Source organism: Gemmatimonadaceae bacterium, assembly GCA_019637445.1.
GTDB lineage: Bacteria > Gemmatimonadota > Gemmatimonadetes > Gemmatimonadales > Gemmatimonadaceae > Pseudogemmatithrix.
In genome coordinates this window covers 1462246-1486139 of record JAHBVS010000001.1, presented here as the reverse complement: position 1 = coordinate 1486139, position 23894 = coordinate 1462246, and the positions used below count along the sequence as shown (strand labels likewise).

Sequence of the window (23894 nt, the reverse complement as noted above, 5' to 3'; positions counted from 1 at the left end):
CGCGGCCTGCGGTGCGAGTCTCGGTGGTGACCGCTAAACTACGCCCCGTGCACGGTGTTCGCCTGTTGGTCCTTGCAGTGGCAGCCGCATTGTTGCCGGCGTCGGTGACGGCGCAGGTCGCGGCGGATTCGAGCACGCCTCCGCCCCCGGCCTTCAGTGTCGTCGAGTTGCGGCGCTTCGCGTTCGTCGGCCTGCTGGGTGCGGCTGCCTATGCCGGCGATGCGGCCGTGCGTGACGGCGTTCAGGCCTCGGGGCCACAGGGCAATGCAGTGCTCGACGGCCTCGCCGAGTTCGGCAACGCTTGGGGACAACCGGGTGTTGTGGGGCTGGGGCTGGCCATGTGGGGAGGCGGCCTGCTTGCGAAACGGCCAATCGTTGCGAGCTCCGGACTACGGGCTATCGAAGCCATCACCGTGAGTGGTGCGGTGACCAAGCTGCTCAAGGGCAGCTTCGGCCGTGCCCGTCCATATGTCGCGCCGAATGATCGCACGGATTGGCAGCTGTTCCGCGGCTTCGGGCATTCGAACGGCGAGTACGAGGCAATGCCGTCTGGGCACGCCACCGCGGCGTTTGCCTTTGCCGCCGCCGTGACCGGAGAAGTCGCGCATCGGGCTCCGGCGCACGCGCGCTGGGTCGGAATCGCCACCTACTCCGCCGCTGCAGTAACCGCTTATGCGCGCGTGCACGACGATCGGCACTGGCTGAGCGATGTCACGGTGGGCGCCGGGGTCGGCACGGTCACCGGACTCGCCATCGTGCGATGGCACGCGACGCGACCGAACAACGTGATTGACCGTTGGCTGCTCGCGCCGATTCTGGCGCCATCGCCATCGGGTGGTTGGACCCTTGGCCTCAGGGTCAGCCCGCGATGAACGGCATCTTCATCACTGCGGAGCTCGAGGGCGACCTCGCGAAGCGCATTCACGCGCTGCAGGAGGAGTTCGATCCGAAGATGGCGAACCACCTGCCGCCGCACGTGACGCTGACGGGATCGTCGGGGGCCGGACCCCTGCCGCCGGACACGCCGGTCGAGACCATTCGCGCGGCCCTCGAACCGATTGCGGCGACGACCGCGCCCGTGACGCTGAAGTTCGGGCTCCCCGAACGCTTCGTGGGCCGCAACATCGTCTCGCTGCGACTCGATCCGCACGGGCCGCTGCGCGCGCTGCACGAGCGCGTGAAGACCAGCGGGCTGCCGTTCCAGCCGGCGCGCTATCCCTTCACGCCGCATTGCACGCTCAACCTGTTTCCGGCGCTCACGCCCGAGAAGCTGAAGAAGATGCTCGCGGTGCGGATCACGGAGCCGTTCACGATCCGGCTCCTGCACGTCTATCACACCAAGGAACCGCAGCCGCCGACGCTGTTGTTTGAGGTCGCGCTGACGGGATCCTAGCGCAGCGCCTTGGCGATGGCGCCTTCGATGTCCTGCTTCCCGCCAAGGCCGCTGTACACGACCTTGCCCTGCCCATCGAGCACGACCACGTAGCTGGTGGCCGGCACGTCGTAGGCTTCGACCGCGTTGCCGCGCCGGTCATAGAAGTGCGTGAAGCCGCTGAGGTGCTCTGCCACATAGCGACGCACACGCTCGTCGGACTGGTTGACGCCCACAGCCACGCCGACGAAGCGCACACGGTCTTTGTGCTTTGTGAACGCTGCTTCCATCGCCGGCTCCAACTCGCGGCAGTTCGAGCACCAAGTCGCCCAGAACTCGATCACGGTCGGCTTGCCGCCACCGAGTACGGTGCTGAGGTTCGCCGCGCTGCCATCAAGGGTCTCCACCGCGGCGGCGGGAGCCGTCGTGCCGACGGCGAGCCCGAGTTCCTGGGCCGGGCCAGCTGTGGCGGTCAACGCGCTGAGTGCAATCGAGGCAAGCGCGAGTCGGATTGTGGTCTTCATATCAACAGCTTCCCCATTTCAATCAGGTAGTACTGCGCCACGGCAATCATCACGACGCCGAAGCCCTTCTTCACCCAGTTCATCCAGTTGCCGGCCCGCGGCAAGCGCGAGACGGTGCCGCTGAAGAGGCCGACCAGCACGAGCAGCGAGCACATCCCCAACGAGAACACGAGCAGGTACACGAAACCGAGCGTGGGGCTCCCCTGCGAGCCGACCCAGGTGAGGATCGCGGCCATCACCGGCGCACCGCAGGGTGCGGCCACCAACCCAGACATGCTCCCCATCACGAAGGCGCCGCCGGCCCGACCCGCCGTTCCCGCCGTCGCCGCTCGTGCGGCGAGCGCCGCCGGCAGGCGGACCGGAATCACATCGAACATCGCCAGTGCTGCGATGATGAGCACGTTCGCCATCGCAAAATACAGCCACGGGTTCGTGCTGATGGTGCCGAACATGGTGCCCGTGACGCCGGCGATGAGGCCCAGCGTGGAGTACACGGCGGCCAGTCCGAACACATACGCCAGCGTGAGCACCAACGTGCGCCACTTGGGTGGCTTGGCGTCCCCGACCGTCTGCCCGCCAACGATGGCCGCCGTGATGGGGATCATCGGATAGATGCAGGGATTCAGGCTGGTCAGGACGCCCGCGGCAAACACGAGTCCCAGCGCGACGATGGGACTCGAGGAGAGCTGGGCGGTGAGGCCGGAGAAATCCATAAGATGGGCCGCAGGGGAGGAAGCAGGTCCGTCCTAGAAGAATGGCGCATTGCCCGCGCAAGTTCACCCGACGTCGGCCTCGGTGGCCCCACCAGATGGTCCCTGACGAATCGAACCCTCTTGTGCGCCGCGCCCGGCCAGCACATTCTCCCGTCAATGACGGCGACGCGGCGCGCTCGAGGCGCGGACTGGGTGTGGCATTGCCTGCTTGCAGTCGCCGTCCTCGCGTGCGGCGGCCCGCGTGTCACGCCAGATGATCTGGTAGCGGCGCCCGGCAAGCGCGCCGAGGGACCCGCCGGAATGGTTGCGGCCTCCACGCCAGAGGCCGCCGCGGCCGGTGCAGAGATTCTGCGGCGCGGCGGAAACGCGACCGACGCTGCTGTCGCCGTCGCTTTCGCGCTCTCGGTCACGGATATCTCCCAGACGGGACTCGGCGGCGGCGGCGTCTTGATTGCCTACGACGCGCGTGCCCGACGTGCGCAGCATCTGCAGTTCTATCCGCGCACCGGCGCGGACGCCCGCTGGGCGGACACCTTGTCGGAGGGCGCGCAGGCGCCCGCAGGGCGCGCGGCCGGAGTGCCGGGGATGGTCGCCGGGCTGCTCGAGGCGCACGCACGTTTCGGACGACTCCCGCGCGAAGCGGTGATGGCGCCAGCGATTCGCTTGGCGAGCGATGGATTCGTGGTGACACCGCTGCTCTCCCGCACCATCAGCTCGGCCCGACGTCGGCTGGAGTCGGATCCCGCGGCCACGGCGCTGCTGTTGCCCGATGGCGAACCGCTACGGCCGGGCGACCGACTGGTGCAACCGATGCTGGCCTCCACGCTCAGCGCCATCGCGTCAAATGGACCAACGGCGTTCTACAGCGGTGGTGTAGCGGTGCGTTTGGCGGAGAAGGTGCAGGCTGCGGGCGGACTGATTGCCGCCGCCGACCTCGCCGAGTATCGCGTGACGGACGTGCCTCCGCTGTGCGGCGAGTGGCGTGGGCTCACGGTGCTCGCACCGCCGCCCCCGATGGGTGGCGCTCCGTTGCTGGCGATGCTGCAACTCGCCGAGGCGATGGGCGTCACCGCCTCCACAGGCTTGTCGCGTGCGCCCGCGGCGGTGGCGGGTCTCACCGATGCGATCCGGGCCGTGCAGTCCGACGCACGGTGGTGGCGCGGCGATCCCGATGTGATGGCGGTGCCAGCGTTGGGGTTTGCCAGCGCGGCGTATGCGCGCGATCGCATGCGAGTGGCTGCCGGCCCCGTGGCCGACACGATGGCGATCGGTGACCCTTGGCCGTACGAGACTACGCAGGCAGCGGGCAGCTGCGCGGCGTATCCGCGTGCCGCCGCTGTGCGCGGGACGAGCGACCTGCCTGGCAGCGGCGAGTCCGCGGACGCGACAAGCCTCACTTCGCACCTCGCCGTTGTGGATGCCGAAGGAAACGCCGTGTCCGCCACGACCACGGTCGGCGTGCTCTTCGGGTCTGGCGTCTACACAGATGGATTCTTCCTGAACTCAAGTGCGGGCAATCTCGACGATCGTACACGCGGCCCGCGTCGGGTGGCCAACTCCACGATCGCGCCGGCGCTGTTGCTCGACGGTGCAGGGGTGCGCTTGGTCATCGGTGCGGCGGGCTCGCAGTACATCCAGCCCGCCATCACGCAGGTCACCCTGCGGGTGCTGGCGTTTGGGGAGGATCCCTTCCGCGCCATCTCGGCGCCGCGCATCCAGCCCAACCACCTCCGACGTGACGTGGAGGTGGAGCCTGGGTTCGATCCCGACGTCTACGCGGCGCTAGTGACGCGTGGGTATCGCCCGCTGAGCCGCACGGCGGACATCCAGTTTGGCGGTGTGCACGCGATTCTCGTCCGGCCCGACGGCCGGCGAATTGGTGTCGCGGACCCCCGTCGCGACGGTATTGCAGTCAGGCAGTAGCGCAGTCTCCGCAGTCACACATCACTCCCACGGAGGCGTTATGGAGGGATCCCGTTGCATCGCCAGGCTCATCGGCCTCGCGATGCTCGGCGTGTTGGGCCAGGCGTCCGCGCTGGCCGCACAGACCACGGGTCGCATCACGGGCATCGTGACCGACTCGATGACCGGCCTGCCGATCGCCAGCGTGCAGGTGGCGGTGGCGGGTACGCGGTTGGCGACAACGACGGACGAGGCCGGGCGCTACCTGTTGCCCAGCGTGCCCGTGGGAACGCAAGCGCTCGACGCCCGGCGCATCGGCTACCAGCCGACCGTGCAGCGCAACGTGGTGGTGGAAGCCGGCGCCACGGTGACGGTGAACCTGACGCTGAAGCCGACGGTGCTGAATCTCGAGGCGATCGTCGCCACCGGCGTCGTGGACCCGACCAGCGGCACGCGCGTGCCGTTCACCGTAGGGCGCGTGGAGGCCGACAACCTGCCGGTGCCTGCGGGCAACGCGTTGGAGTCCATCCAAGGCAAGATCGCCGGCGTGACGGTGGTGCCCCCGGGGCAGCCGGGCAGCGGCACCAACATCATGCTCCGCACGCCGACGTCCATCAACAAGTCCAACAGTCCCTTGATCGTGATTGACGGCGTGATCCAGAGCCAGAGCTTTGGCGCCGCCAGCGCGGATCTCGAGGCGCTGGACATCGAGAGCATTGAAGTGATCAAGGGCGCGGCGGCCGCCTCGCTCTACGGCTCGCGCGCCCAGTCCGGCGTGATCCAGATCCGCACGAAGCGCGGCGCCGGCCTCGTCGAAGGAGCGACGCAGTTCCAGTTGCGCAGCGAGTTCGGCAGCAGCGAGCTCAATGGCCAGATCAACTGGGCCAAGAATCACTTCTATTCGGTGAACGCGAATGGGGAGTACGTGGACGGCGCGATGGCCGTCGTGCCGCGCACGGCGCGCGTGGCCAAGCCCGTGCACCTGCGGTTCCAAGACGAGACCTACCGCGATCCCATCTACAACCAGGTCAACCGGTTCTTCGACCCTGGCAACTTTGCCAAGAACTCATTGAGCATCGCGCAGAACAACGCGCGGACCAACTGGTTCTTCTCGATCGTGGACAACGCCGAGGACGGCGTGGTGCTCAACAGTGGCCGGTTCTCGCAGCGGGATATGCGGCTGAACCTCGACCACCGGCCCAACGATCGCTTCTCGTTCGCCGTCAGCGGCTACCACAGCGTCTCGAACCGCCAGGAGCTCTACGGCGACACGTTCTTCGACCTCATCAATCAGGCGCCGGACGTGGACCTGCGCACGCCGGACCCGGATGGCACGCCGTTCCTGTTCCAGGGCGACCCGGAAGGCCGTGAGGAGAACCCGTTGTACGTGTTGGCGACGGAGCAGAATCGTCGTCGCCGCGCGCGCACGATGGGATCTGTCGAGGGCCGCTACGTGCCCTTGGGCTGGCTGACGCTCGACGCCAACCTCAGCTATGACCGCTCGGACCGGCGCGTGAACTTCTTCCTCGACCGCGGCCTGAAGACCGAGGGCTTCCCCACCGGCGGCATCGGTGAGATCAGCCAGCTCACCGGCACCACCACGGCGGTGAATGCCTCGGTCAGCGCCAATGCCCTGAAGCAGTTCGGCGACTTCACCCTGCGCTCCACCGCGCGCTGGCTGCTCGAGCGCGAGGACAACCAGGTCACGGACGCCGAGGGCCAGGACCTCGCCGTGCCCGGCGTGAAGAGTCTCGACAACGCGCGCACGCGCTTCGTGTCGAGCACGCAGGAAATGATTGAGGCGCTCGGCTTCTTTGTCACCGCCGGCGCCGACTATCAGGGCAAGTACATCGGCGACGCGCTGGTGCGCCGCGACGGCAGCTCGTTGTTCGGACCCGAGGAGCGCTGGAACACCTACTATCGCTTCAGCGGCGCCTGGCGCATGGCCGAGGAGTCGTGGTGGATGTTCCCGCAGATCGGCGAGTTCAAGCTACGTGCCTCGCGCGGGACCGCCGGCGGACGCCCAAGCTTCAACGACCACTACGAGACGTTCACGTTCACGGCGGCCGGTGGCGTCGAGAAGCAGAACCTCGGCAACGCAGCACTTCGGCCGGAGCTGGCCACGGAAACCGAGATTGGTTTCGACGCCATCTTCCGCGACCGCTACTCACTGCAGCTCAGCTACATCGACACCGAGGTCCAGGACCAGCTGATCCAGATCCCGCTGGCCGGCTTCTTCGGCTACAGCTCGCAGTGGCAGAACGCCGGCACCCTGACCGGCAACACCTGGGAGGCGACGCTTGAGGCGCAGATCTACCGCACGCCACAGTTCAGCTGGCGGGCCGGCCTCGTGTTCGACCGCACGCGCAATCGCGTGAGCGAGTTCGATCGCTCGTGCTTCGTCACCAACACGATCGCGTACCGCTGCGCCGGGGTCACGATGGGCGCGATGTACGGCTTCCGCTGGATCAAGGGCGTGGAGGAACTCCCGCTCGCCGCGCAGGCCTCGGCCGCCGAGTTCGACGTGAACGACGAAGGCCTCCTGGTCTGGGTTGGCGCTGGCAAGACCTATCGCGACGGCGCGGATCCGACGGGCTGGGGCACCTCGGCGACGATCGACGGCCGCACGTACGGGTGGGGCCTGCCGATTGCCCTGCTCGACTCGACGGGGTCGAACGCCCTCGTGCAGATCGGCGATGGCAATCCGCGCTTCCGCTGGGGCATGAACCACAACGTCACCTGGAAGAACTGGGACTTCTTTGCCCTCGTGGACGTGCAGGTGGGCGGCAACGCCTACAACCAGACCAACCAGCGGATGTATCAGTGGGCGCGCTCCGGCGACGTGGACCAGGCTGGACGCCCGGAAGAGCTCAAGAAGACCATCGAGTACTACGTCGCGCTGTACGCGGCCAACAGCCCGAGCGACTACTTCGTGGAGAACAACGGCTTCGTGAAGCTGCGCGAGGTGTCAGTGCGCTATCGCGTGCCGGCGCGCATCCTCGGCATGGCCGGCGGCCTCGGCATCCGCGATGCGTCCATCTCGCTGATTGGCCGCAACCTGCTCACCTGGAGCAAGTACAAGGGCTACGACCCCGAGGTCGGTGGCACGATCGTGCGGCTCGACAGTTTCGACTACCCGCGCTATCGCACGTTCACGACTGCCGTCACCCTCAACTTCTGATCGAGGATCCCATGCGAAAGCTGTCTTTGATCCTCGTGCTCGCGACCAGCGCCTGCCTGGATCTCGACGTCACGAATCCCAACCTGCCGGATCGCAGTCGTGCGACGGCGGACCCGTTCGCCACTGAAACGGTGGTGGCCAGTTCCTTCCGCACCTGGTGGCAGGTGGCGGGGCACGACGACTACCCCTCGTGGGCGTTTTCGACCATGGCGCGTGAGTTCACCTCGGGCTTCGCCGACTTCGGCCAGCTCGAGACCTCGGCCGAACCACGAGGCTCCTGGAACAACAGTCCGGCCAACGCCCGGCGCAACGTCAACGAACTGCCCTGGTTCACCCTGTATCGCACGAACTCGGCGGTGACCGACGCCCTCAGTGCGTTTGACGAGGGCCTGACCATCGGCGACGCCACGCAGACCCTCCGCGCACGTGCCTTCGCCAAGTTCATGCAGGGCGTCGCGCACGGTTACCTGGGTCTCTATTTCGACCAGGCGTTCATTGCCGACGAGGACCTCGACCTCGATACGCTCACGGTGCCGAATCCGCGGCCGTACACGGAAGTCACCGCGGCGGCCATCGCGATGCTGGACGAGGCCATCACGATCGCCGGTGGCGCCGATTTCTCGTTCCCGGCCGACGGGTGGTTCTATACGGCCATGACGCGGGACGAGTTCGTGCGCCTCGCCAACTCGTTCATCGCCAAACTGATGGTCTACTCGGCGCGCACGCCCGCCGAGCGGGCGGCCGTGAACTGGCCAGGTGTCATCACGCGCCTGGACGCCGGGATCGTCACGGACTTCGCGCCGATTGGCCAGGTGGATATCATCTGGGACGACTGGAAGCGTCTGACCGCGCGCGTGCGTACGGCCTCGCGCCCATCCGACTTCGGGCGGCCCAACTATTGGTTGATCGGTCCTGCCGACTCAACCAACGGGTTCGTCAATTGGGTGAATACGGAGTTGAACAGCCGCGTGGCCTTCCAGATGCGGACGCAGGACCGTCGCATTCAAGGTGCCGGTGGGCCCGCCACGCCCGGTTCGTACATGGGCTACAACCTCAACAACATCTTCGCCGCGAGCCGCGGGACGTACCGCTATTCCTGGTACTACATCCACCGCTACGGCTTGGGCACCAGCTGGCAGGACAGCCCGATGCCCGCCGTGCTGGTCTCGGAGATGAACCTGCTGCGCGCCGAGGCGCACATCCGCGGGGGCAACGCCGCGCTCGCGGTGCCGCTGATCAACGCCACACGCACGGCCAATGGCCAGCTGCCCGACGTCACGATCGATGGGCCGCCGGATGTCGCGGGTTGCGTACCGCGCAAGCTGAACGGCGCCTGCGGCAGTCTGTGGGACGCGTTGCGCTACGAGAAGGGGATCGAAGGCATCGGCGTGGATGGTGTCACCGCGTTCTTCGATGCGCGTGGCTGGCAGACCCTGCCCGAGGGCACGCCACTGCACCTGCCGATTCCCGGCTCCGAGCTCGCGACCCTGCAGCTGACCAACTACACCTTCGGTGGTATCGGCGCGCCGTCCTCGGCGCCGGCGCCGAACGGAGAGGCCTGCCCGGTCGCGTTGGCGCGCTGTCCCTAGCGTTCCAGCATAGGCCGGGAACGCCACGGGGTGGCGGCGAGGCAAGGCCTCGCCGCCACCCCGTGGCCATTGTGCCCCGATCGGACGCTCAAGGTGAAAGGTCGTCGCCCTGCCGCAGTCCGAGAATGACGAGCGGAGTGCGGGCTGGGAGCTCACCGCCGTGCCGCAGGTGAAGCACCACGCCGGCGCGCGAAGCACGCAACTGGCTTTCCTGGCCCGCCGCGTTGCGCCAGGTACCCAACAAGTCTCCGGGACTCACCCAGGCGTCCGCGCGCGTCCGCGGCTGCCATCGACCCGCGCCGGAGTCAGAGAGGACGAGGCGCGCGTCGAGGACCTGTCTCATGTTGCGATTCTCGCCCGCGCGCCCGCCGCGCCAGTCAGCGAGGCCGGAATCCACCACGCCGAGTGCGGCGAGCAGCCGCAGGCTGCCTTGGACGAATCGCGCCGTCGCAACGGGACTTTCTTGCGTGGCGCCCGGTTCGAAGACAGTGATGGCCGGCACGTCCGAGAGATGCGCGGCGGTCTGCAGGAAACGAGACTCTGCGAGTAAGCGCGGCCCGCCCTGGTCCCACACAATACTTTCCACCTCCCAACGCTCGGCCATCCACCGCGCGAGAGAGTCCACACGTGGATTGAGGCCGGGTCGCGCTGCGTAGGCGAACGATCCCACCGACTCCTCCCCGTCGGACCCATGGATATCCACCAGATAGTCGCTCTTCGCGACTATATCGCGCATGATTCGCGCGGCCAAGCGCTGGGTCGGGGTGCCGGCGCTGTCGCCGGGGAAGATGCGATTGAGGTTCAGGCTGTCGAGCGGACTCATCTGGGCGAGGCCGGCGCGGAAGCCCGCCACGTTGGCCGGTGCCAGGATCAGCACGCGTCCGGTCCGGATGCGCCCGGGCAGCAGCACGGCCAGCGACTCGGCGGCGTGCACGGCCGCGACCTTTCCGCCGTGTACGCCGGCCACGAGGGCGACCGTGGGACCGGGTCGGTCGCCAACGACAATGCTCAGCGGGAAATCAGGGTCGAGCGCAGCGTCGCTGCCGGTGCAGGACGTCTGCAGCAGGCCGGCAATCGCCACCACGGCGACGAAGACGAGGGCGTGTCGGCGGGCCCTCAGCGGCGCGGCTGCCGAAGGCCGAGCACGCCCCTCGGCTGCGGGTGTCGTGAACCGAGGCCCCGGAGCGATATTTGGACGGAGTATGGAACGACTGATTCGCATCCCTTCAATGTATGTGGCGGCCGCGTTCGTTCTTGCGGCCTTCACGCCAGCGCTTGGCGCGCAAGCGAGCACCGCGTACACGCGCGCCGCCGACTACTCCGAGGAGGAACGCGGCGACGCCGTGCTCGTGATGATCGACGGCAAGGTGGTGTTCGAGCAGTATCCGCGAAACACGTCGCCGGCGCGCACGCACCTGCTGGCCAGCGGCACCAAGAGCTTCGCCGGCGCGCTGGCCATCGCGGCGCAGGCCGATGGCTTGCTCTCGCTGGACGAGCCGGTGGCCAACACACTCCACGAGTGGTCGCGCGATCCATCGCGCAACGGCATCACGATTCGCCAACTCCTCACGCTCACGAGCGGCGTCGAGGGACAGCTCAACCTCGATCCGCCCAGCTACGCCGAGTCCATCACGGCGCAGGTGTCGGCGGCTCCTGGGGAGCGGTTCCAGTACGGGGCGGCACCGTTCCAGATCTTCGGCGAGCTGTTGCGCCGGAAGCTGGCGCCGCGCAACGAGACCGTCGGCGCCTATCTGAAGCGCCGCATCCTGGACCCCGTCGGCATTCGCACCGGGTTCTGGCGCGGCCTCACGCAGGGCCAGCCGCAGCTGCCATCGGGCGCCTATCTCAACGCGCGTGAGTGGGCCAAGTTTGGTGAGCTGATCCGTCGTGGCGGCGAGTGGAATGGCACGCAGGTGCTGCCGCGCGAGGGCGTGGCCGAGATGCTGCGCGGCACCGAGGCCAATCCGGCCTACGGGCTGACCTGGTGGCTGAACGTGCCGATCAGTGACTCATTGCGCGGCGAGATCCGCCAGCTGCGCAACAACTTTGGCGCCATGGAGACCGTGCCCGGCCTCGAGGGCATGGTCACCGCCGCCGGCGCCTTCAAGCAGCGCCTGTACATCATCCCGTCGCGCAACATGGTTGTCGTGCGCTTCGGCAACAGCGTCGGGCCGCAGTTTGATGACGCCCGCTTCCTCGGGCTGCTCACCGGCGCGATTCGCGAGTAGCCGCGATCGCCGTAGGAAGCGACTGTCGTGGCAGTTGCCTCCATCCTCCATCCTCCATCCTTCGTCGTAAACAGCATGGCTCCGCAATTCATCTATGTGATGAAGGGACTCAAGAAGGTCGTCCCCCCATCCCGCATCATCCTCGACGATATCTGGCTGTCCTTCTATCCTGGCGCGAAGATCGGCGTGCTGGGTCCCAACGGTGCGGGCAAGTCTTCGCTGCTGCGCATCATGGCCGGCATCGACAACGAATTCCAAGGCGAAGCCTGGGCCCACAAGGGCACGCGGATCGGCTACCTGCCGCAGGAGCCCGAGCTCGATGAGTCGCTGGACGTGCGCGGCAACGTCGAGCTCGCGGTCAAGGAGCAGCGAAAGGCGCTCGATGAGTTCAACGCGATCTCCGCGCAGTTCGCCGAGCCCGACGCGGACTTCGACAAGCTGATGGAGCGGCAGGCCAAGCTGCAGGAGTACATCGACCAGCACGACCTCTGGAACCTCGACAACAAGATCGACGTGGCGATGGACGCCCTGCGCCTGCCACCGTCGGATTCCGCGGTGACGCATCTCTCCGGTGGCGAGAAGCGCCGCGTGGCGCTCTGCAAGGTGCTGCTCGAGGAGCCGGACATGCTGTTGCTCGACGAGCCGACCAACCACCTGGACGCCGAGTCGGTGGCCTGGCTCGAACATCACCTCGAGCGCTTCCCGGGTACCGTCGTCGCCATCACGCACGACCGCTACTTCCTCGACAACGTGGCGAAGTGGATCCTCGAGCTCGACCGCGGCAAGGGCGTGCCCTACGAGGGCAACTATTCCGGCTGGCTGGAGCAGAAGCAGCAGCGGCTGGCGCAGGAGGAGAAGGCGGCCAGCGCGCGACAGAAGTCGCTGCAGCGAGAGCTCGAGTGGGTGCGCATGGCACCGCGCGCGCGGCAGGCCAAGAACAAGGCACGTCTGCAAGCCTATGAGGAACTGGCCAGCGAGGCACAGAACGATCGCGTGATGCAAAACGAGATCATCATCCCGCCGGCGCCGCGCTTGGGCAACGACGTCGTGCGCGGCAAGAAGCTCAAGAAGGCCTTCGGCGACAAGCTGCTCTTCGACGACCTGAACTTCGACCTGCCGCGCGCGGGCATCGTGGGCATCATCGGCCCCAATGGCGCCGGCAAGACAACGCTGTTCCGCATGATCAACGGCCTCGAGAAGCCCGACGGCGGCGAGCTCACGATCGGCGAGACGGTCAGCATCTCGTACCAGGACCAGCAGCGCACGTTGGAAGGCAAGCGCACGCTGTGGGAGGAGATCTCCGGCGGCCGCGAGCAGATCATGGTCGGCAAGCGCGAACTCAACTCACGCGCCTACGCGTCGAGCTTCAACTTCAAGGGGCCCGACCAGCAGAAACTCGTGGCGAACCTCTCGGGCGGTGAGCGCAACCGTCTGCACCTCGCCAAGACCGTGATGCAAGGCGGCAACCTGCTGTTGCTCGACGAACCGACCAATGACCTCGACGTCGACACGCTGCGCGCGCTGGAGATTGCGCTATTGGACTTTTCTGGCTGCGCCGTGATCATCTCGCACGATCGCTGGTTCCTGGACCGCGTGGCCACGCACATCCTGGCCTTCGAGGGCAACTCCGAGGTCGTCTGGTACGAGGGCAACTACGGCTCGTACATCGAGGACCTGAAACGACGGAAGGGGCCGGACGCGGACCAGCCACATCGGTTGGCGTACAAGAAGTTGGTACGCTAGCTCAACCGGGCGGACGCAGGCGCGTGAGTCGCGCCTGCACGTCCCGCACCTGCGGCTGCAGCGCAGGCTCCGCATCGCGCCAGAGGTCCACGAAGCGCTCGTACTGCGCGATGGCCCCTGCGCGGTCGCCGCGTTGTTCGTACAGCTCGCCAAGCCGCTTGTGGGTCTGGGCTCCAAACAGCGAATAGGGTTCGGGGTTGTCCCCGATGAATGACGTGAACCGTTCGAGCCACACGAGCGACGAGTCGCTGTTCCCGAGTCTATCGAACGCAACGATTCGCCAGACCGCCGACTCCGACTCGTCGATCATCAGGAGCCGGTCCGCCTCTCCAACCCGCGACAGCATTGCGCCCCACTGCGCGCGCGCGCCGGCGAGCAGTCCGTCGAGAAACGCCACGACACCCGCGGAATCGGGACCGAGGTTCGCCCACAGCAACTTGGCCTCACGGTGCGCGCGCAGGGCGAGGGCGCTGTCCCCGGTCAGGGTCGCAAGGCGCAGGATCATGTCCCACGGGCGTTCCGCCGGATCCATCTCTGCCGGCGGGTGGTCGCGCAACGCGCGCGCCAAGGTCGCGCGCGCATCGGCAGGACGCTGCAGCACCGCGACCTGATTGGCCGCGTGCTGCAACTTCAACCCCAGCTGGATGGCGGGGTTGGGCCGCCCCGCGGTGATGAGCTCGGCGCGACGGGCACTCCAGCGCTCGGACTCCTCGGGCCGGCCTCTGGTGCGCGCAACTCCCGCCGAGGCGCCAAACGCCATGATCCGCTGGGAGGCGGAACCATTGGACGCGGCGACGCTCCGCGCAATCGAGTCCATCACGTCAAATCGATTGTGGCCGCGAGCAACCATGAGGTCCGCCAGCCAGAGACGCTCGCTGTTTGGGAACTTCTGCCGCATGTCCTGGCGCACCGAGTCCATAGCCTCGATCTTGCCGTTGTCCATCAGTGCGCCCAACAGGTTGGTCCACGCGTTCGCGAACCGGGTCTCGCCGGCAATCACCCGCCGGCCTAGCTGCTCGGCCAGTTCGTAGTCTCGCCGTCGAGAGGCAATGACGGCCGCATTGTTGAGGCCCGCGACACCCGCCCCCGGAACCCGGGACGCCGCGAGGTACGCGTCGAGCGCGCGCTGCGGATCCTGCCGCGGGCCGTTCGTGTAGTAGTAGCCCTCGGTGAGCAACCGCTCGAGTTCAGTCAGGCGGTCCCGATGGCGAAACGACGCCTCGACAGCGGCGCGGGCGCGGGCTGGATCCAGCCCGTTGTTGTTCAACTCGGCGGCCATCTTGCGCCAGGCCATCGCGAACGACGAGTCGATCTCCACGGCATCCTGCAGGAGCTCGATGCCGCGCATGTAGTTGCCGGTCTCGTCGATCTGCCGCAGGCCCTCGACATACTTCCGCAACGCCGGCAGCGACGAGGTGGTGACGCGGGACAGCTCGTCCGTCTGCCGCACGCGTCGTAGCGATTCGCCCGTCTTGGCGCGCACGGCCTTTGTCAGGCGCCCGAGCGCTGGCAACAAGTCGTCCTCGCCGGAGGCGGTCTCGCGGAAGGTCGCCATCTCCTCGCCGTCGAGCGCCGAGACAAGTCGCCCCGTGAGCACGTAGGAGTTGCCAAGCTTGGAAATCCCGCCATCGAGCACGGCCTTGGCGCCCTCGCGTGTGGCCAGCTCACGCGCCACGTCGAACGGAAGGATCGAATCCTCCCCGCGGCGCATCCGCGCCATCGCCTCGCGCAGCTGCGCGCGCGACAGGATGTCGAGCGACGATGACTGCGCCAGGTCCGTGCGCACCGCCTCGGCCGCAATCGGTCCCAGCGACGGGTCGTCGGATGGGCTGCGGAAGTCCGCGACAACGATTGTCTCGCGATCCCCGAAGCGTCCCGCGCCCTGCAGCGAGGCGAACGGGCCGACGCCGGCCGCACGCATCACCATGAATGCGATGATGGCCAGCGCGAAGCCGCCGACCGCGATGCCGCCGCCGAGCCAGGTCCGACGCCACGAGATGTGCGGGCTGGCCTTGAGCGCCAGCGTCGCCATCGTGCCCTGCGCGCCGACAGAACTGCCGCCACCCGGCGTCCGCTGCGGTGTGGTCGTATAGGTGCGGTGCACCGTCTTCTGCACGTACCAGGTCCCGAGGATGGCTGGCAGTCCGGCCAGCATCACTCCCACGGCACCGGGGAACGTCCAGTCCGGCAGTCCGATGACCTCCCGCGCCGCCCAGGCCGTCAGCGATACGAGCGTGGTCGCGGCGGCCCAAAGGCCCAGCGCGTGCCCGAGTCGGATGCGCCCGCCGGCGAGAATGCTCGGCGCGGCGGCCGCCGCGCCACTCGAGGTAATCGTGTCGAGGACGCGCGTGAGGTCGCTCGCCGCGTGCGGACGTGCGTCGGGCTCCTTCTCCAGACACTGCATCACCAACGCGGCCAGCGCATCCGGGCAGTCGGGACGCAGCGAACGGACATCCTCGGGTCGCTCGCCAAGGTGCGCGGCCAACAGCTTGGCCGGCGAGAGTCCGTGGAACGGCGGACGCCCGGACAGCAGCTCATATGCCATCGTGCCGAACGAGTACAGATCGGCGCGCGCGTCCGTATTGGGGTCGCCCGCGGCCTGCTCGGGTGACATGTAGGTCGGCGTGCCGATGCTCATGCCAGTCATCGTGAGCGCCGGCTTCGCCGCCTCGCCCCCCGTGCGCGCGGCGCTGATGGCCTTGGCGATCCCGAAGTCCGTGACGGTCGCGCTGCCCGCCGAAATCAGCACGTTGTCGGGCTTGATGTCCCGATGCACCACGCCGTGTCCGTGCGCGTATGCCAGCGCACGCGCTGTATCCCGCAGGATGCCAACGACCTCGGTGATGCCCATCGGCCCCTGCGCGAGTCGCTGGCGCAGCGACTCGCCGTCCACATAGGGCATCGTGAACCAAGGCAGGCCATCCACGTCGCCGGCGGTGAGCACGGGCACGACGTGCGGGTGCTGCAGCTGCGCCGCCAGCAGCACCTCACGCCGGAAGCGCTCCACCGAGAGCCCGGCCAGCAGCTCTGGTGCAAGCACCTTGACGACAACGCGGCGATCAAAGGCGCGCTCGCGGGCGAGGTAGGTGCGCGACATGCCGCCGCCACCCAGTTCGCGCTCTATGTCGTAGTTGCCGGCCAGCGCCGTCTGCAGGCGCTGGCGGAGATCATCGGATCCAAGCGGACTCACGGGCGGGAATATGGCCCTCGCACTCAGGGAGGGCCAGCGCGTCTAGTGTCCGTGCGTCCCCGTCATCGATCCGTTGGCGATTCCCAGGTGGTGCGGGGCGTGATGGTCGCCGAGCGCCACCACGCCGATGAAGCCCAATCCGCGGATGCGCGCCACTGCGCGCGCATCACGCGGGTTGCCCGCCACCGCCGTGAACCGCACGCCACCGTCCACGGGTGTTGCCGTCATCACCACGGAGCCGTCTGGCGTGCCGGTGGCGGCGCGCGACGCGGTCATGCGACGAATCGCCTCCAGCGTACGCCCCGCGCCCAGCACCAAGAACGCGGCGCCGCCGTCGATTGCGTCGCTGCGAACCGTTGCCCGCATCGTGACCTCGTCCATGTCGATGAGATGCTGGCGCAGGGCTTCGATGTTCACCTGCGACCAATCCGTGTTCGGATCCGCATCGAGCATCCGCACGATCTCCGCGATGGCTGCGAACGCCGCCTGGCCGCCCTCACGTGGCGCGGCCGCGGGAGTAGCCGGAGCTGCCGCCGCGTGAGTGGCGTGATCGTGCGACTGCGCGTTGAGCGGCATGGTGCCAACAAGGGCGAGCGCGACAACGGTGCTGAGACGGCGCATACCGACCACTCCCGAGAGCAGTGTGAGGGAAAGGCTGAAGGACTGTCACCACGGTTGAGCGGGAAGATATCCGATGGCGAAACAACACGATATGCACATACATAGATATGCACAGCAACGCGCCCATGCGCACGGCGCTTCGGGCGCAGGAGGAAACGATGAGACTCACCCCGTTCTGCCGGACCACCGGCCTTGCCGCGGCCGCCTTGCTGCTGGTCGCCGCGCCGCTCAGCCCGCAGGCCACGCGAGGCCAGGGCCAACAGGCCCCGCGCGTCCCGCCGGCCACGCGCCCGCAGGATCCCGCACAGACCGCGCAGCAGACGCGGCTGATGACCCGCATGCAGGAGACCCTGCAGCGCACCACGCAGTTGCAGGAGCGGGCCCAACGCCTTGCGGAGGCGGCACGCCAGCAGTTGCAGGCGCGTGCGCAGGTCAGCGAGCGCGAGCGGCTGATGCTGCGGACCTGCGAAGGCCTCGAGCAGCAGGCCCAGCAGATGCGGCAGCTCGCCGAGCGCTCCCGCGAGATGATGCAGCACCGCGAGTTCGCACAGGACCGCGACATGCAACGCGACATGGAGCAGTTGCAGACGCGCCTGCGGCGCATGGCCGATGATCTCGAGGGAGCCTTGGGGCTGATGGAACGCGTGCGAACCCGCACGCAGACCCAGACGCAGGTGCCGCCAGCATGACGTGGCGGGCCGGATGCCAGCAGTGCCTCGCCGCTTGGGGAATGACGGCGATACTGCTGGCGTCCGCGCCTGCGTTCGCGCAGGAGTTCGCGGTTTCCGCAGCTGCCCAGACGAGCAGCGGCCGCTTCATCTTCGACGTGCCAACCCTCTCGAACACCATCACGCTTGGCGCATCGCTCAGCGCCGGCCGATTCGGCCTGGATGGCTACTGGCCGCTGCTCATCCAGAATAGCGGTGCCATCACCTACATCGGCGGACAGCCGGTGCCCACCGGTGGCCCGCGATCCGGCGCCCTGGACGGCCGCTCGCGCGGCGAGCGCGTGCCGTTGCGGCGCGGTGGCAGTGGAGCAGGGGTGCTAGTCGACCGCACGGCACTCATCGATTCGGCCGGGCTCGCCGAGGAGCCGGGACCGTATCGCACCTTTGTGGGCGATCCGATCGTTTCGGCGCGGGCCGTGCTGGTCGACGACTATCGCTACGGCCTCCACGCGTCGGTCTCGGCGAAGCTTCCACTTGCCGATCCCACCGACGGCATCGGCACGGGCAAGCTCGACGCCGGCGCAAGCGTGGACGCCACGGCGTACATCGGCCAGGGACTGCTCGGCGTCGGGCTAAGCCATTGGGTGCTGGGAGACCTTCCAGAGCTCCCGCTGCGAGACGTCACGAGCGCGAGCATCTCGGTCGGCCGGACGCTGGGCGCCTCAGGAAGGTGGACGGCCATGCTGGCGGCCTACGCATCGACTTCGGTGCATCCCGATCTGGCCGCACCGGCGTCCGTTGGTGTGGCGCTTGGCCGGCGCCTGGAGAGCGGGCAATCGGTGTTCGTGACGGTTGGCGCCGGGCTTTCGGAGGCCAGCGCCGATTGGAGCGTGGGGCTCAGCTGGCGACTCGCCGAACGCTACCGAGGCGCGCTACCATAAAGGGTGCCGACAGAAACTTGGCACCACCCCCCACCGTAGGTCGCGCCGTATGCCAACACGCATCGTTCGCACCCTGCTCGTCGCGCTCATCGCCGCGAGCCCCCTGCCTGCGCAGGACGCCATCACGACCGACCTCCTTGACCGCTTCGTCACGGCGTATGACGCGGAGAAGGAGAACCTCAAGGCCGCGGAACCGCGCATTGCGGAGATCGAGGAGAAGATCCGCAAGTTCCGGGAGTGCAAGACGGCCTTCGAGGCCGCCGGCTCCGCGACGCGCAGCCGACTGGGTGGCCTCGCGGCCCGCGCGGGAATTCGCGCACGCTGCGGGGCGAACTCCGAGGCCGACATTGCCAAGGAGAAGCAGGAGGTGCTGGACAAGGCCACTGCGGACGCCGCCAGCGGCAGCGGGTTCAATTCCCAGCAGTTCGGCCGACTCAAGACGCGGCTGGAGCGCATCTTCGCCTTTGGCGACCGCGCTGGCCTCAGCGACACGGAGCTCGCCGCGGTGGACGCGCGGCGTGAGCGCTTCTCGAGTCTCTTCGGTGCCTCCGCGGATATGCGCGCGGTGGCGGATGCAATCGCCGCCGTGGGCGGCGCCGGTGCTGCCGGCGCGCGCCCGATGCCGGGTCAGTGGACGGCCGACTACTCGTGGATGTACATCGGCCAGCTCTTCAGCCTGATGTATGGCACCGGGGCCAGCGTCTTCGATGCGCCCTACGAGCCGGGCCAGTGGACGCGCTGGGAGATTGTCGGCGGCAATGGTGACGATGACAAGGGGATGATGGAACGCGCATTCCTCTCACGCACAGAAGACGGTGGCGAATGGTGGCGGATGAAGAGCGTCAGCTCCTACCGCGACGGTAGCCGGGCGCGCGCCGACACCATTGTGCTGGAAGCGCTGTTCAAGCCGGCGGGTGACGGCGTGCAGCAGCTGGTGCGGATGCGCGGACGGATGCCCGGCGAGACCGAGGCCAACGAGATGATGGTGCCCGAGCAGATGACGACGTTGCGGTCGCTGGGCATGTTCGGGTCCCGGCCCACCAAGGAAAGCGTCGAGGGCGCCACCGTCGGCACCGAGCAGGTTCGTACGCCCGCCGGCAGCTTCAGCGCCAAGCACGTGCGTTTCGGCGGCGCAGGGGCGCGACAGAGCTGGTGGCTCACGGATGCAGTGCCGGGCGGATGGATCAAGTACCAGGTGGCCGGTGACGGCGACGACGCCTCGTTCAGCGTGGTGCTGGTCGCGCACGGCACGGGCGCCAAGAGCGAGCTTGGTTCGAAGTAGGATCAGGGTGCGATAGGGTCAGGAGACTGGCAGACGGCGCGATTCGACGTCGTCGCGAGCCGCGTCGGTCGCGGCGCGGGGCCTCGTACGATACGATTGAGGCGTTCGTTCGCCCCCATCCGTCGTGCGAGGCCCCAATGCGTGTGACGCGTCTGTTGCTCGGTCTGCTGCCCATCGCGATTTCCTCGCCCGCCTTGGCGCAGGCGAGTCGCGGCTTCTCGCTCGAGCAGGTGATGGGCGCGCCGTATCCCACGGAGCTCACGGCGGCGGGCGAGCGCATCGCGTGGACGCTCAATGCCCGTGGACAACGCAATGTGTGGGTCGCCGATGGGCCGGCGTTTGAAGCGCGACGCCTGACCGGGTACATCGCGGACGACGGCCAGGCCATTTCCAGCCTGCGCATCTCCCCTGACGGACGCCACGTCGTCTACGTGCGCGGCGGCGACTTCGGCTCCAATTGGGACGACGCGCTGCCCGTGAATCCCATCGGCATGCCGACGTCTTCGCGCACGGAGGTCTGGACCGTTCCGTTCGACGGCGGTACGCCGGTGTCGCTTGGCGAAGGCGAGAACCCAGTGATCTCTCCACGCTCGGATGTCGTGGTGTTCCAGCGGAACCGCCAGCTGTGGCGCGCACCAATCGACGGGTCGACTCCCGCCACGCGCCTGTTCGAATTGCGCGGCAGCAACGCGGATGCCCAGTTCTCACCCGACGGCGCGCGCATCGCCTTCGTCTCCAACCGCGGGACACACGCCTTCATAGGCATCTATATGAATGCGGACACGCCGATTCGCTGGGTGTCGCCCAGCACAAATCGGGATTGGTCCCCGCGCTGGACGCGCGATGGTCGACAACTGGTGTTCGCGCGACGGCACGGCGCTGGTGGGCCACCCAGCGATCCGCGCCGGCCGGACGCGAATCCGTGGAGCATCTGGGTCGCCGATGCGAGTACGGGCCTGGCGCGGCAGCGCTGGACGAGCGACACCACGCCGCGGGGAAGCGTGCCCAGCACGCAGGGCGGCGTGAACCTGCACATCGCGGCGGGGAATCGCATCGTGTTCCTCAGCTACCAGGATGGCTGGCCACACCTGTACTCGATGCCCCTCGATGGGAGCAGCGCGCCCATCCTGCTGACACCGGGCGAGCACATGGCCGAGCACGTCTCGATGTCGCCGGACGGGCGCCACGTACTCTATTCGGGCAATACCGGGCACGCACGTGAGGACATCGACCGTCGACACGTCGTACGCGCTGCCGTGGATCGAGCGGGCATCGAGGTCCTCACGCAGGGCGATGGACTCGAATGGACGCCAGTGGTGTTGGCTAGCGGCAAGATCGCGGCCATCGGCGCGACGCCGCAGCGTGCACCGGTGCCATTCGTGCTCGACGGGCAAGCACGTCGCTGGGTGGGAGACAACCAGGTGCCGGCGGACTTCCCGGCTGCGAGACTGGTGACGCCACGACAGGTCATCTACACGGCGTCGGACGGAGTGCGCGTGCATGCGCAGATCTTCGAACCACCGGCCGGCGGCCCCGCGCGACGGGCGGCAGTGGTCTACGTGCACGGCGGTCCGCCGCGCCAGATGCTCCTGGGTTGGCACTACGGCGACTACTACTGGAACGCCTACCTGATGAACCAGTACCTCGCGAGCCGCGGGTTCGTGGTGCTGGCCATCAACTATCGGCTGGGCATCGGCTACGGCTTCGACTTCCATCGTCCGCCGAATGCCGGCGCGATGGGGGCCAGTGAGTATCTCGATGTGAAGGCAGCGGGCCAGTATTTGCGGGGCCTGCCGACGGTCGATCCCGCGCGCATCGCCATCTATGGCGGATCCTACGGCGGATTCCTCACGGCGCTCGCCCTCGGTCGCGACTCGCAACTCTTTGCCACCGGCGTGGACATCCACGGCGTACACGACCTCACGGTGGACGGCGGCAGCCGGTTCGGCGGGACCTCGTGGCGCTTTGAGCGCTCCGAAGCACAGATGGACTCGCTGGCCCGTCTCGCCTGGGACTCGTCGCCGGTCTCTGCCGTAGGTAGCTGGCGCTCGCCGGTGCTGCTCATCCACGGCGACGACGACCGAAACGTCCGGGTGAGCCAGACCGTAGACCTCGTGCAGCGCCTCCGCCGGCAGGGTGTCCCGTTCGAGGAGATCTTGATTCCAGACGACACGCACCATTGGATGCGCTGGGAGAACCAGCGGCGAGTCAATGCCGCAATTGCGGAGTACTTGGAGCGAATGCTTCAACCGAACCGGTGATATGCGCCTCCTGATTCATCTGGGCCGATGCGTCGGCCGCGCGTTCGTGATTGCCATCGCCACCGCGACGCTGCTTCTCGGGACCAAGGCATCGGCGCAGCCGCTGCAGCTCGTCGTCCTCGGGACCGGGACCCCGAATGCGGATCCCGATCGCAGCGGACCGGCACTGGCGGTGGTACGCGGCGAGCGTTCGTACTTGGTCGATGCCGGCCCCGGCATCGTGCGGCGCGCGGCGTCGGCGGTGCGCGAGCACAACATCGACGCGCTGAGTCCGCCCAACCTCCGCGTGCTATTCTTGACGCACTTGCACTCGGACCACACGGTGGGCCTCCCCGATGTGCTGCTGAGCGCGTGGACGCTGGAGCGCACGGTACCGCTGCGGATCTTTGGGCCGCCGGGCACGAAGGCGATGGTCGAACACCTCCTCGCCGCCTACCGCGAGGACATCCGCAACCGTCTCGACGGACTCGAGCCAGCGAACGAGACCGGATGGCAGGTCGAGGTCACCGAGATCGAACCCGGCCTCGTGTTCGACGATGGCAACGTGCGTGTCCGCGCCTTTGCCGTGCCGCACGGCGACTGGGCCGTCGCCTTCGGCTACCGCTTCGACTCGCCCGACCGCAGCATCGTGATTTCCGGTGACACGCGCGCCAGCGACGCCGTCATCGAGGCCTGCAACGGATGCGACCTCCTGGCCCACGAGGTCTACTCGGCGCTGCGATTTCAGACGCGTCCTCCTGCCTGGCAGCGCTATCACCTCACGGCGCACACCTCCACCACGGAGCTGGCGACGATTGCGACGCGCGCGCAGGCGCGGCAGCTGTTGGTCTACCATCAGCTCTTTTGGGGAACCGATGACGACGGCCTCGTGGCGGAGCTTCGCGCCGCCGGATACCGAGGACCGCTACAGTCGGCGCGCGACCTCGTGATCTACTGACGTCAGCGGCGCGCCGTCCACGCCCAGGAGAGCACGAGGGTGTGGTTGATTTCGTGCGTCTCGCGCGGTGTGATGCGATTCCACTGGTGCATATATCCGACTTCCAGGCGCTGCCGCGGTGAGACGGGGAACGCCAAGCCTGCACCCACACGGTTCTGCAATCGCTTGGCACGGCCGTCCGCGTGTGCGATGGGCACGAAGATCTCATCCCACACAAAGCCGCGGACGGGTCCAGCAGCGAGGCGCCAGGCGCCGAGCGGACGCTGCGCGCGCACGAAGTACCGGGCGCGTTGCGCGTAGCTGGACGGCGTGAGGTCGCCGCCGGGCTGGACGCTGGCGAGCCAGCGCTGCTCCCAGCGTACGCGATGGGAGATGTCGAGATTCCCCAGCCGCTGGGCGATCGTCGCCTGTTGCCAGATGCGGTGTTCACGCAGCGGCGCTGCGCTCGGCGCCGCTCCGTACGGCGCCGTGGCGATGTAGGCGTAGCCGGCGCCCAGTCGCAGGCGTGGGCGCAGGGTGAACTGCACGCCCGGGCGCAGCAGCACTTGCTGCGGATTCGTGGCCATGCCGTCGCGGCGCCAATGGCCGTCGAACCACAGTGCGGTGCGATCCGACACGGCGTGGTCGAGGAACGCGTTGACCCAGACGGCCGATTGCTGAACCGTGGTCCAATCCGACTGGGCGCGCAGGGATGCCGCGGACGCGGCCAAGAGCAAGAGGGAAAGCCGTCGCATACGGAAGA

18 protein-coding genes are annotated in these 23894 nt (G+C 67.8%); 12 read left to right on the top strand and 6 right to left on the bottom strand.

All coding sequences use genetic code 11. The annotated features are described in order from the left end of the window. Positions 1 to 47 precede the first annotated feature (47 nt). Together KF709_06720 and KF709_06715 are read left to right on the top strand one after the other, a co-directional pair. The gene (locus KF709_06720) at positions 48 to 872 is read left to right on the top strand and encodes a phosphatase PAP2 family protein (GenBank protein MBX3174088.1); all 825 of its coding nucleotides are present in this window, start codon (positions 48 to 50) and stop codon (positions 870 to 872) included. Then, positions 869 to 1393, top strand: coding sequence for a 2'-5' RNA ligase family protein (locus KF709_06715; GenBank protein ID MBX3174087.1), 525 nt, complete (start codon positions 869 to 871; stop codon positions 1391 to 1393). The genes KF709_06720 and KF709_06715 overlap by 4 nt, the downstream gene beginning before the upstream one ends. Here the strand turns inward: KF709_06715 and KF709_06710 are convergent. Both KF709_06710 and KF709_06705 read right to left on the bottom strand, forming a co-directional pair. Then, positions 1390 to 1896, bottom strand: coding sequence for a TlpA family protein disulfide reductase (locus KF709_06710; protein MBX3174086.1), 507 nt, complete (start codon positions 1894 to 1896; stop codon positions 1390 to 1392). The two genes, KF709_06715 and KF709_06710, sit on opposite strands and share 4 nt — an antisense overlap. Beyond that, positions 1893 to 2609, bottom strand: a complete 717-nt coding sequence (locus tag KF709_06705; protein MBX3174085.1) for a sulfite exporter TauE/SafE family protein — start codon at positions 2607 to 2609, stop codon at positions 1893 to 1895. Before KF709_06705 ends, KF709_06710 begins: the two co-directional genes overlap by 4 nt. Before the next feature lie 156 nt (positions 2610 to 2765). Between KF709_06705 and KF709_06700 the strand changes: the two genes are divergently transcribed. The 3 genes from KF709_06700 to KF709_06690 are packed head-to-tail and all read left to right on the top strand — an operon-like array spanning position 2766 to position 9281. Further along, entirely contained in the window at positions 2766 to 4532 is a 1767-nt protein-coding gene (locus tag KF709_06700; GenBank protein MBX3174084.1) for a gamma-glutamyltransferase, read from the top strand. 40 nt (positions 4533 to 4572) lie between these two features. Next, entirely contained in the window at positions 4573 to 7692 is a 3120-nt protein-coding gene (locus KF709_06695; protein MBX3174083.1) for a SusC/RagA family TonB-linked outer membrane protein, read from the top strand. An 11-nt stretch (positions 7693 to 7703) separates the two neighbouring features. Continuing rightward, positions 7704 to 9281 (top strand): hypothetical protein, encoded by a 1578-nt coding sequence (locus tag KF709_06690; GenBank protein ID MBX3174082.1) that lies wholly within the window; start codon positions 7704 to 7706, stop codon positions 9279 to 9281. Between the two features lie 88 nt (positions 9282 to 9369). Here KF709_06690 and KF709_06685 read toward each other — a convergent pair whose 3' ends face one another. Then, complete coding sequence (locus KF709_06685; GenBank protein MBX3174081.1) at positions 9370 to 10362, bottom strand: succinylglutamate desuccinylase/aspartoacylase family protein; 993 nt, start codon at positions 10360 to 10362, stop codon at positions 9370 to 9372. 121 nt (positions 10363 to 10483) lie between these two features. Between KF709_06685 and KF709_06680 the strand changes: the two genes are divergently transcribed. Next, on the top strand, positions 10484 to 11509 hold the full coding sequence (locus KF709_06680) for a serine hydrolase (GenBank protein ID MBX3174080.1): 1026 nt from the start codon (positions 10484 to 10486) through the stop codon (positions 11507 to 11509). 75 nt (positions 11510 to 11584) lie between these two features. Then, entirely contained in the window at positions 11585 to 13252 is a 1668-nt protein-coding gene (gene ettA / locus KF709_06675; protein MBX3174079.1) for an energy-dependent translational throttle protein EttA, read from the top strand. Position 13253: 1 nt separating this feature from the next. Here ettA and KF709_06670 read toward each other — a convergent pair whose 3' ends face one another. Both KF709_06670 and KF709_06665 read right to left on the bottom strand, forming a co-directional pair. Next, positions 13254 to 16442, bottom strand: a complete 3189-nt coding sequence (locus KF709_06670) for a protein kinase (GenBank protein MBX3174078.1) — start codon at positions 16440 to 16442, stop codon at positions 13254 to 13256. A gap of 42 nt (positions 16443 to 16484) precedes the next feature. Further along, a complete protein-coding gene (locus KF709_06665; protein MBX3174077.1) occupies positions 16485 to 17063 on the bottom strand; it encodes a hypothetical protein in 579 nt (192 codons plus the stop codon). 158 nt (positions 17064 to 17221) lie between these two features. Here KF709_06665 and KF709_06660 point away from each other — a divergent pair, with 158 nt between their 5' ends. The 5 genes from KF709_06660 to KF709_06640 all read left to right on the top strand — a co-directional run bounded on the left by KF709_06660 (position 17222) and on the right by KF709_06640 (position 23152). Continuing rightward, the gene (locus KF709_06660; GenBank protein ID MBX3174076.1) at positions 17222 to 17752 is read left to right on the top strand and encodes a hypothetical protein; all 531 of its coding nucleotides are present in this window, start codon (positions 17222 to 17224) and stop codon (positions 17750 to 17752) included. A gap of 41 nt (positions 17753 to 17793) precedes the next feature. Then, a complete protein-coding gene (locus KF709_06655; protein MBX3174075.1) occupies positions 17794 to 18672 on the top strand; it encodes a hypothetical protein in 879 nt (292 codons plus the stop codon). 49 nt (positions 18673 to 18721) lie between these two features. Then, complete coding sequence (locus tag KF709_06650) at positions 18722 to 19954, top strand: hypothetical protein (protein ID MBX3174074.1); 1233 nt, start codon at positions 18722 to 18724, stop codon at positions 19952 to 19954. Between the two features lie 137 nt (positions 19955 to 20091). Continuing rightward, positions 20092 to 22215, top strand: a complete 2124-nt coding sequence (locus KF709_06645) for a S9 family peptidase (protein ID MBX3174073.1) — start codon at positions 20092 to 20094, stop codon at positions 22213 to 22215. 1 nt (position 22216) lies between these two features. Further along, complete coding sequence (locus KF709_06640) at positions 22217 to 23152, top strand: MBL fold metallo-hydrolase (GenBank protein ID MBX3174072.1); 936 nt, start codon at positions 22217 to 22219, stop codon at positions 23150 to 23152. Positions 23153 to 23154: 2 nt separating this feature from the next. Here KF709_06640 and KF709_06635 read toward each other — a convergent pair whose 3' ends face one another. Beyond that, complete coding sequence (locus KF709_06635) at positions 23155 to 23886, bottom strand: DUF2490 domain-containing protein (protein MBX3174071.1); 732 nt, start codon at positions 23884 to 23886, stop codon at positions 23155 to 23157. Positions 23887 to 23894: the final 8 nt, after the last annotated feature.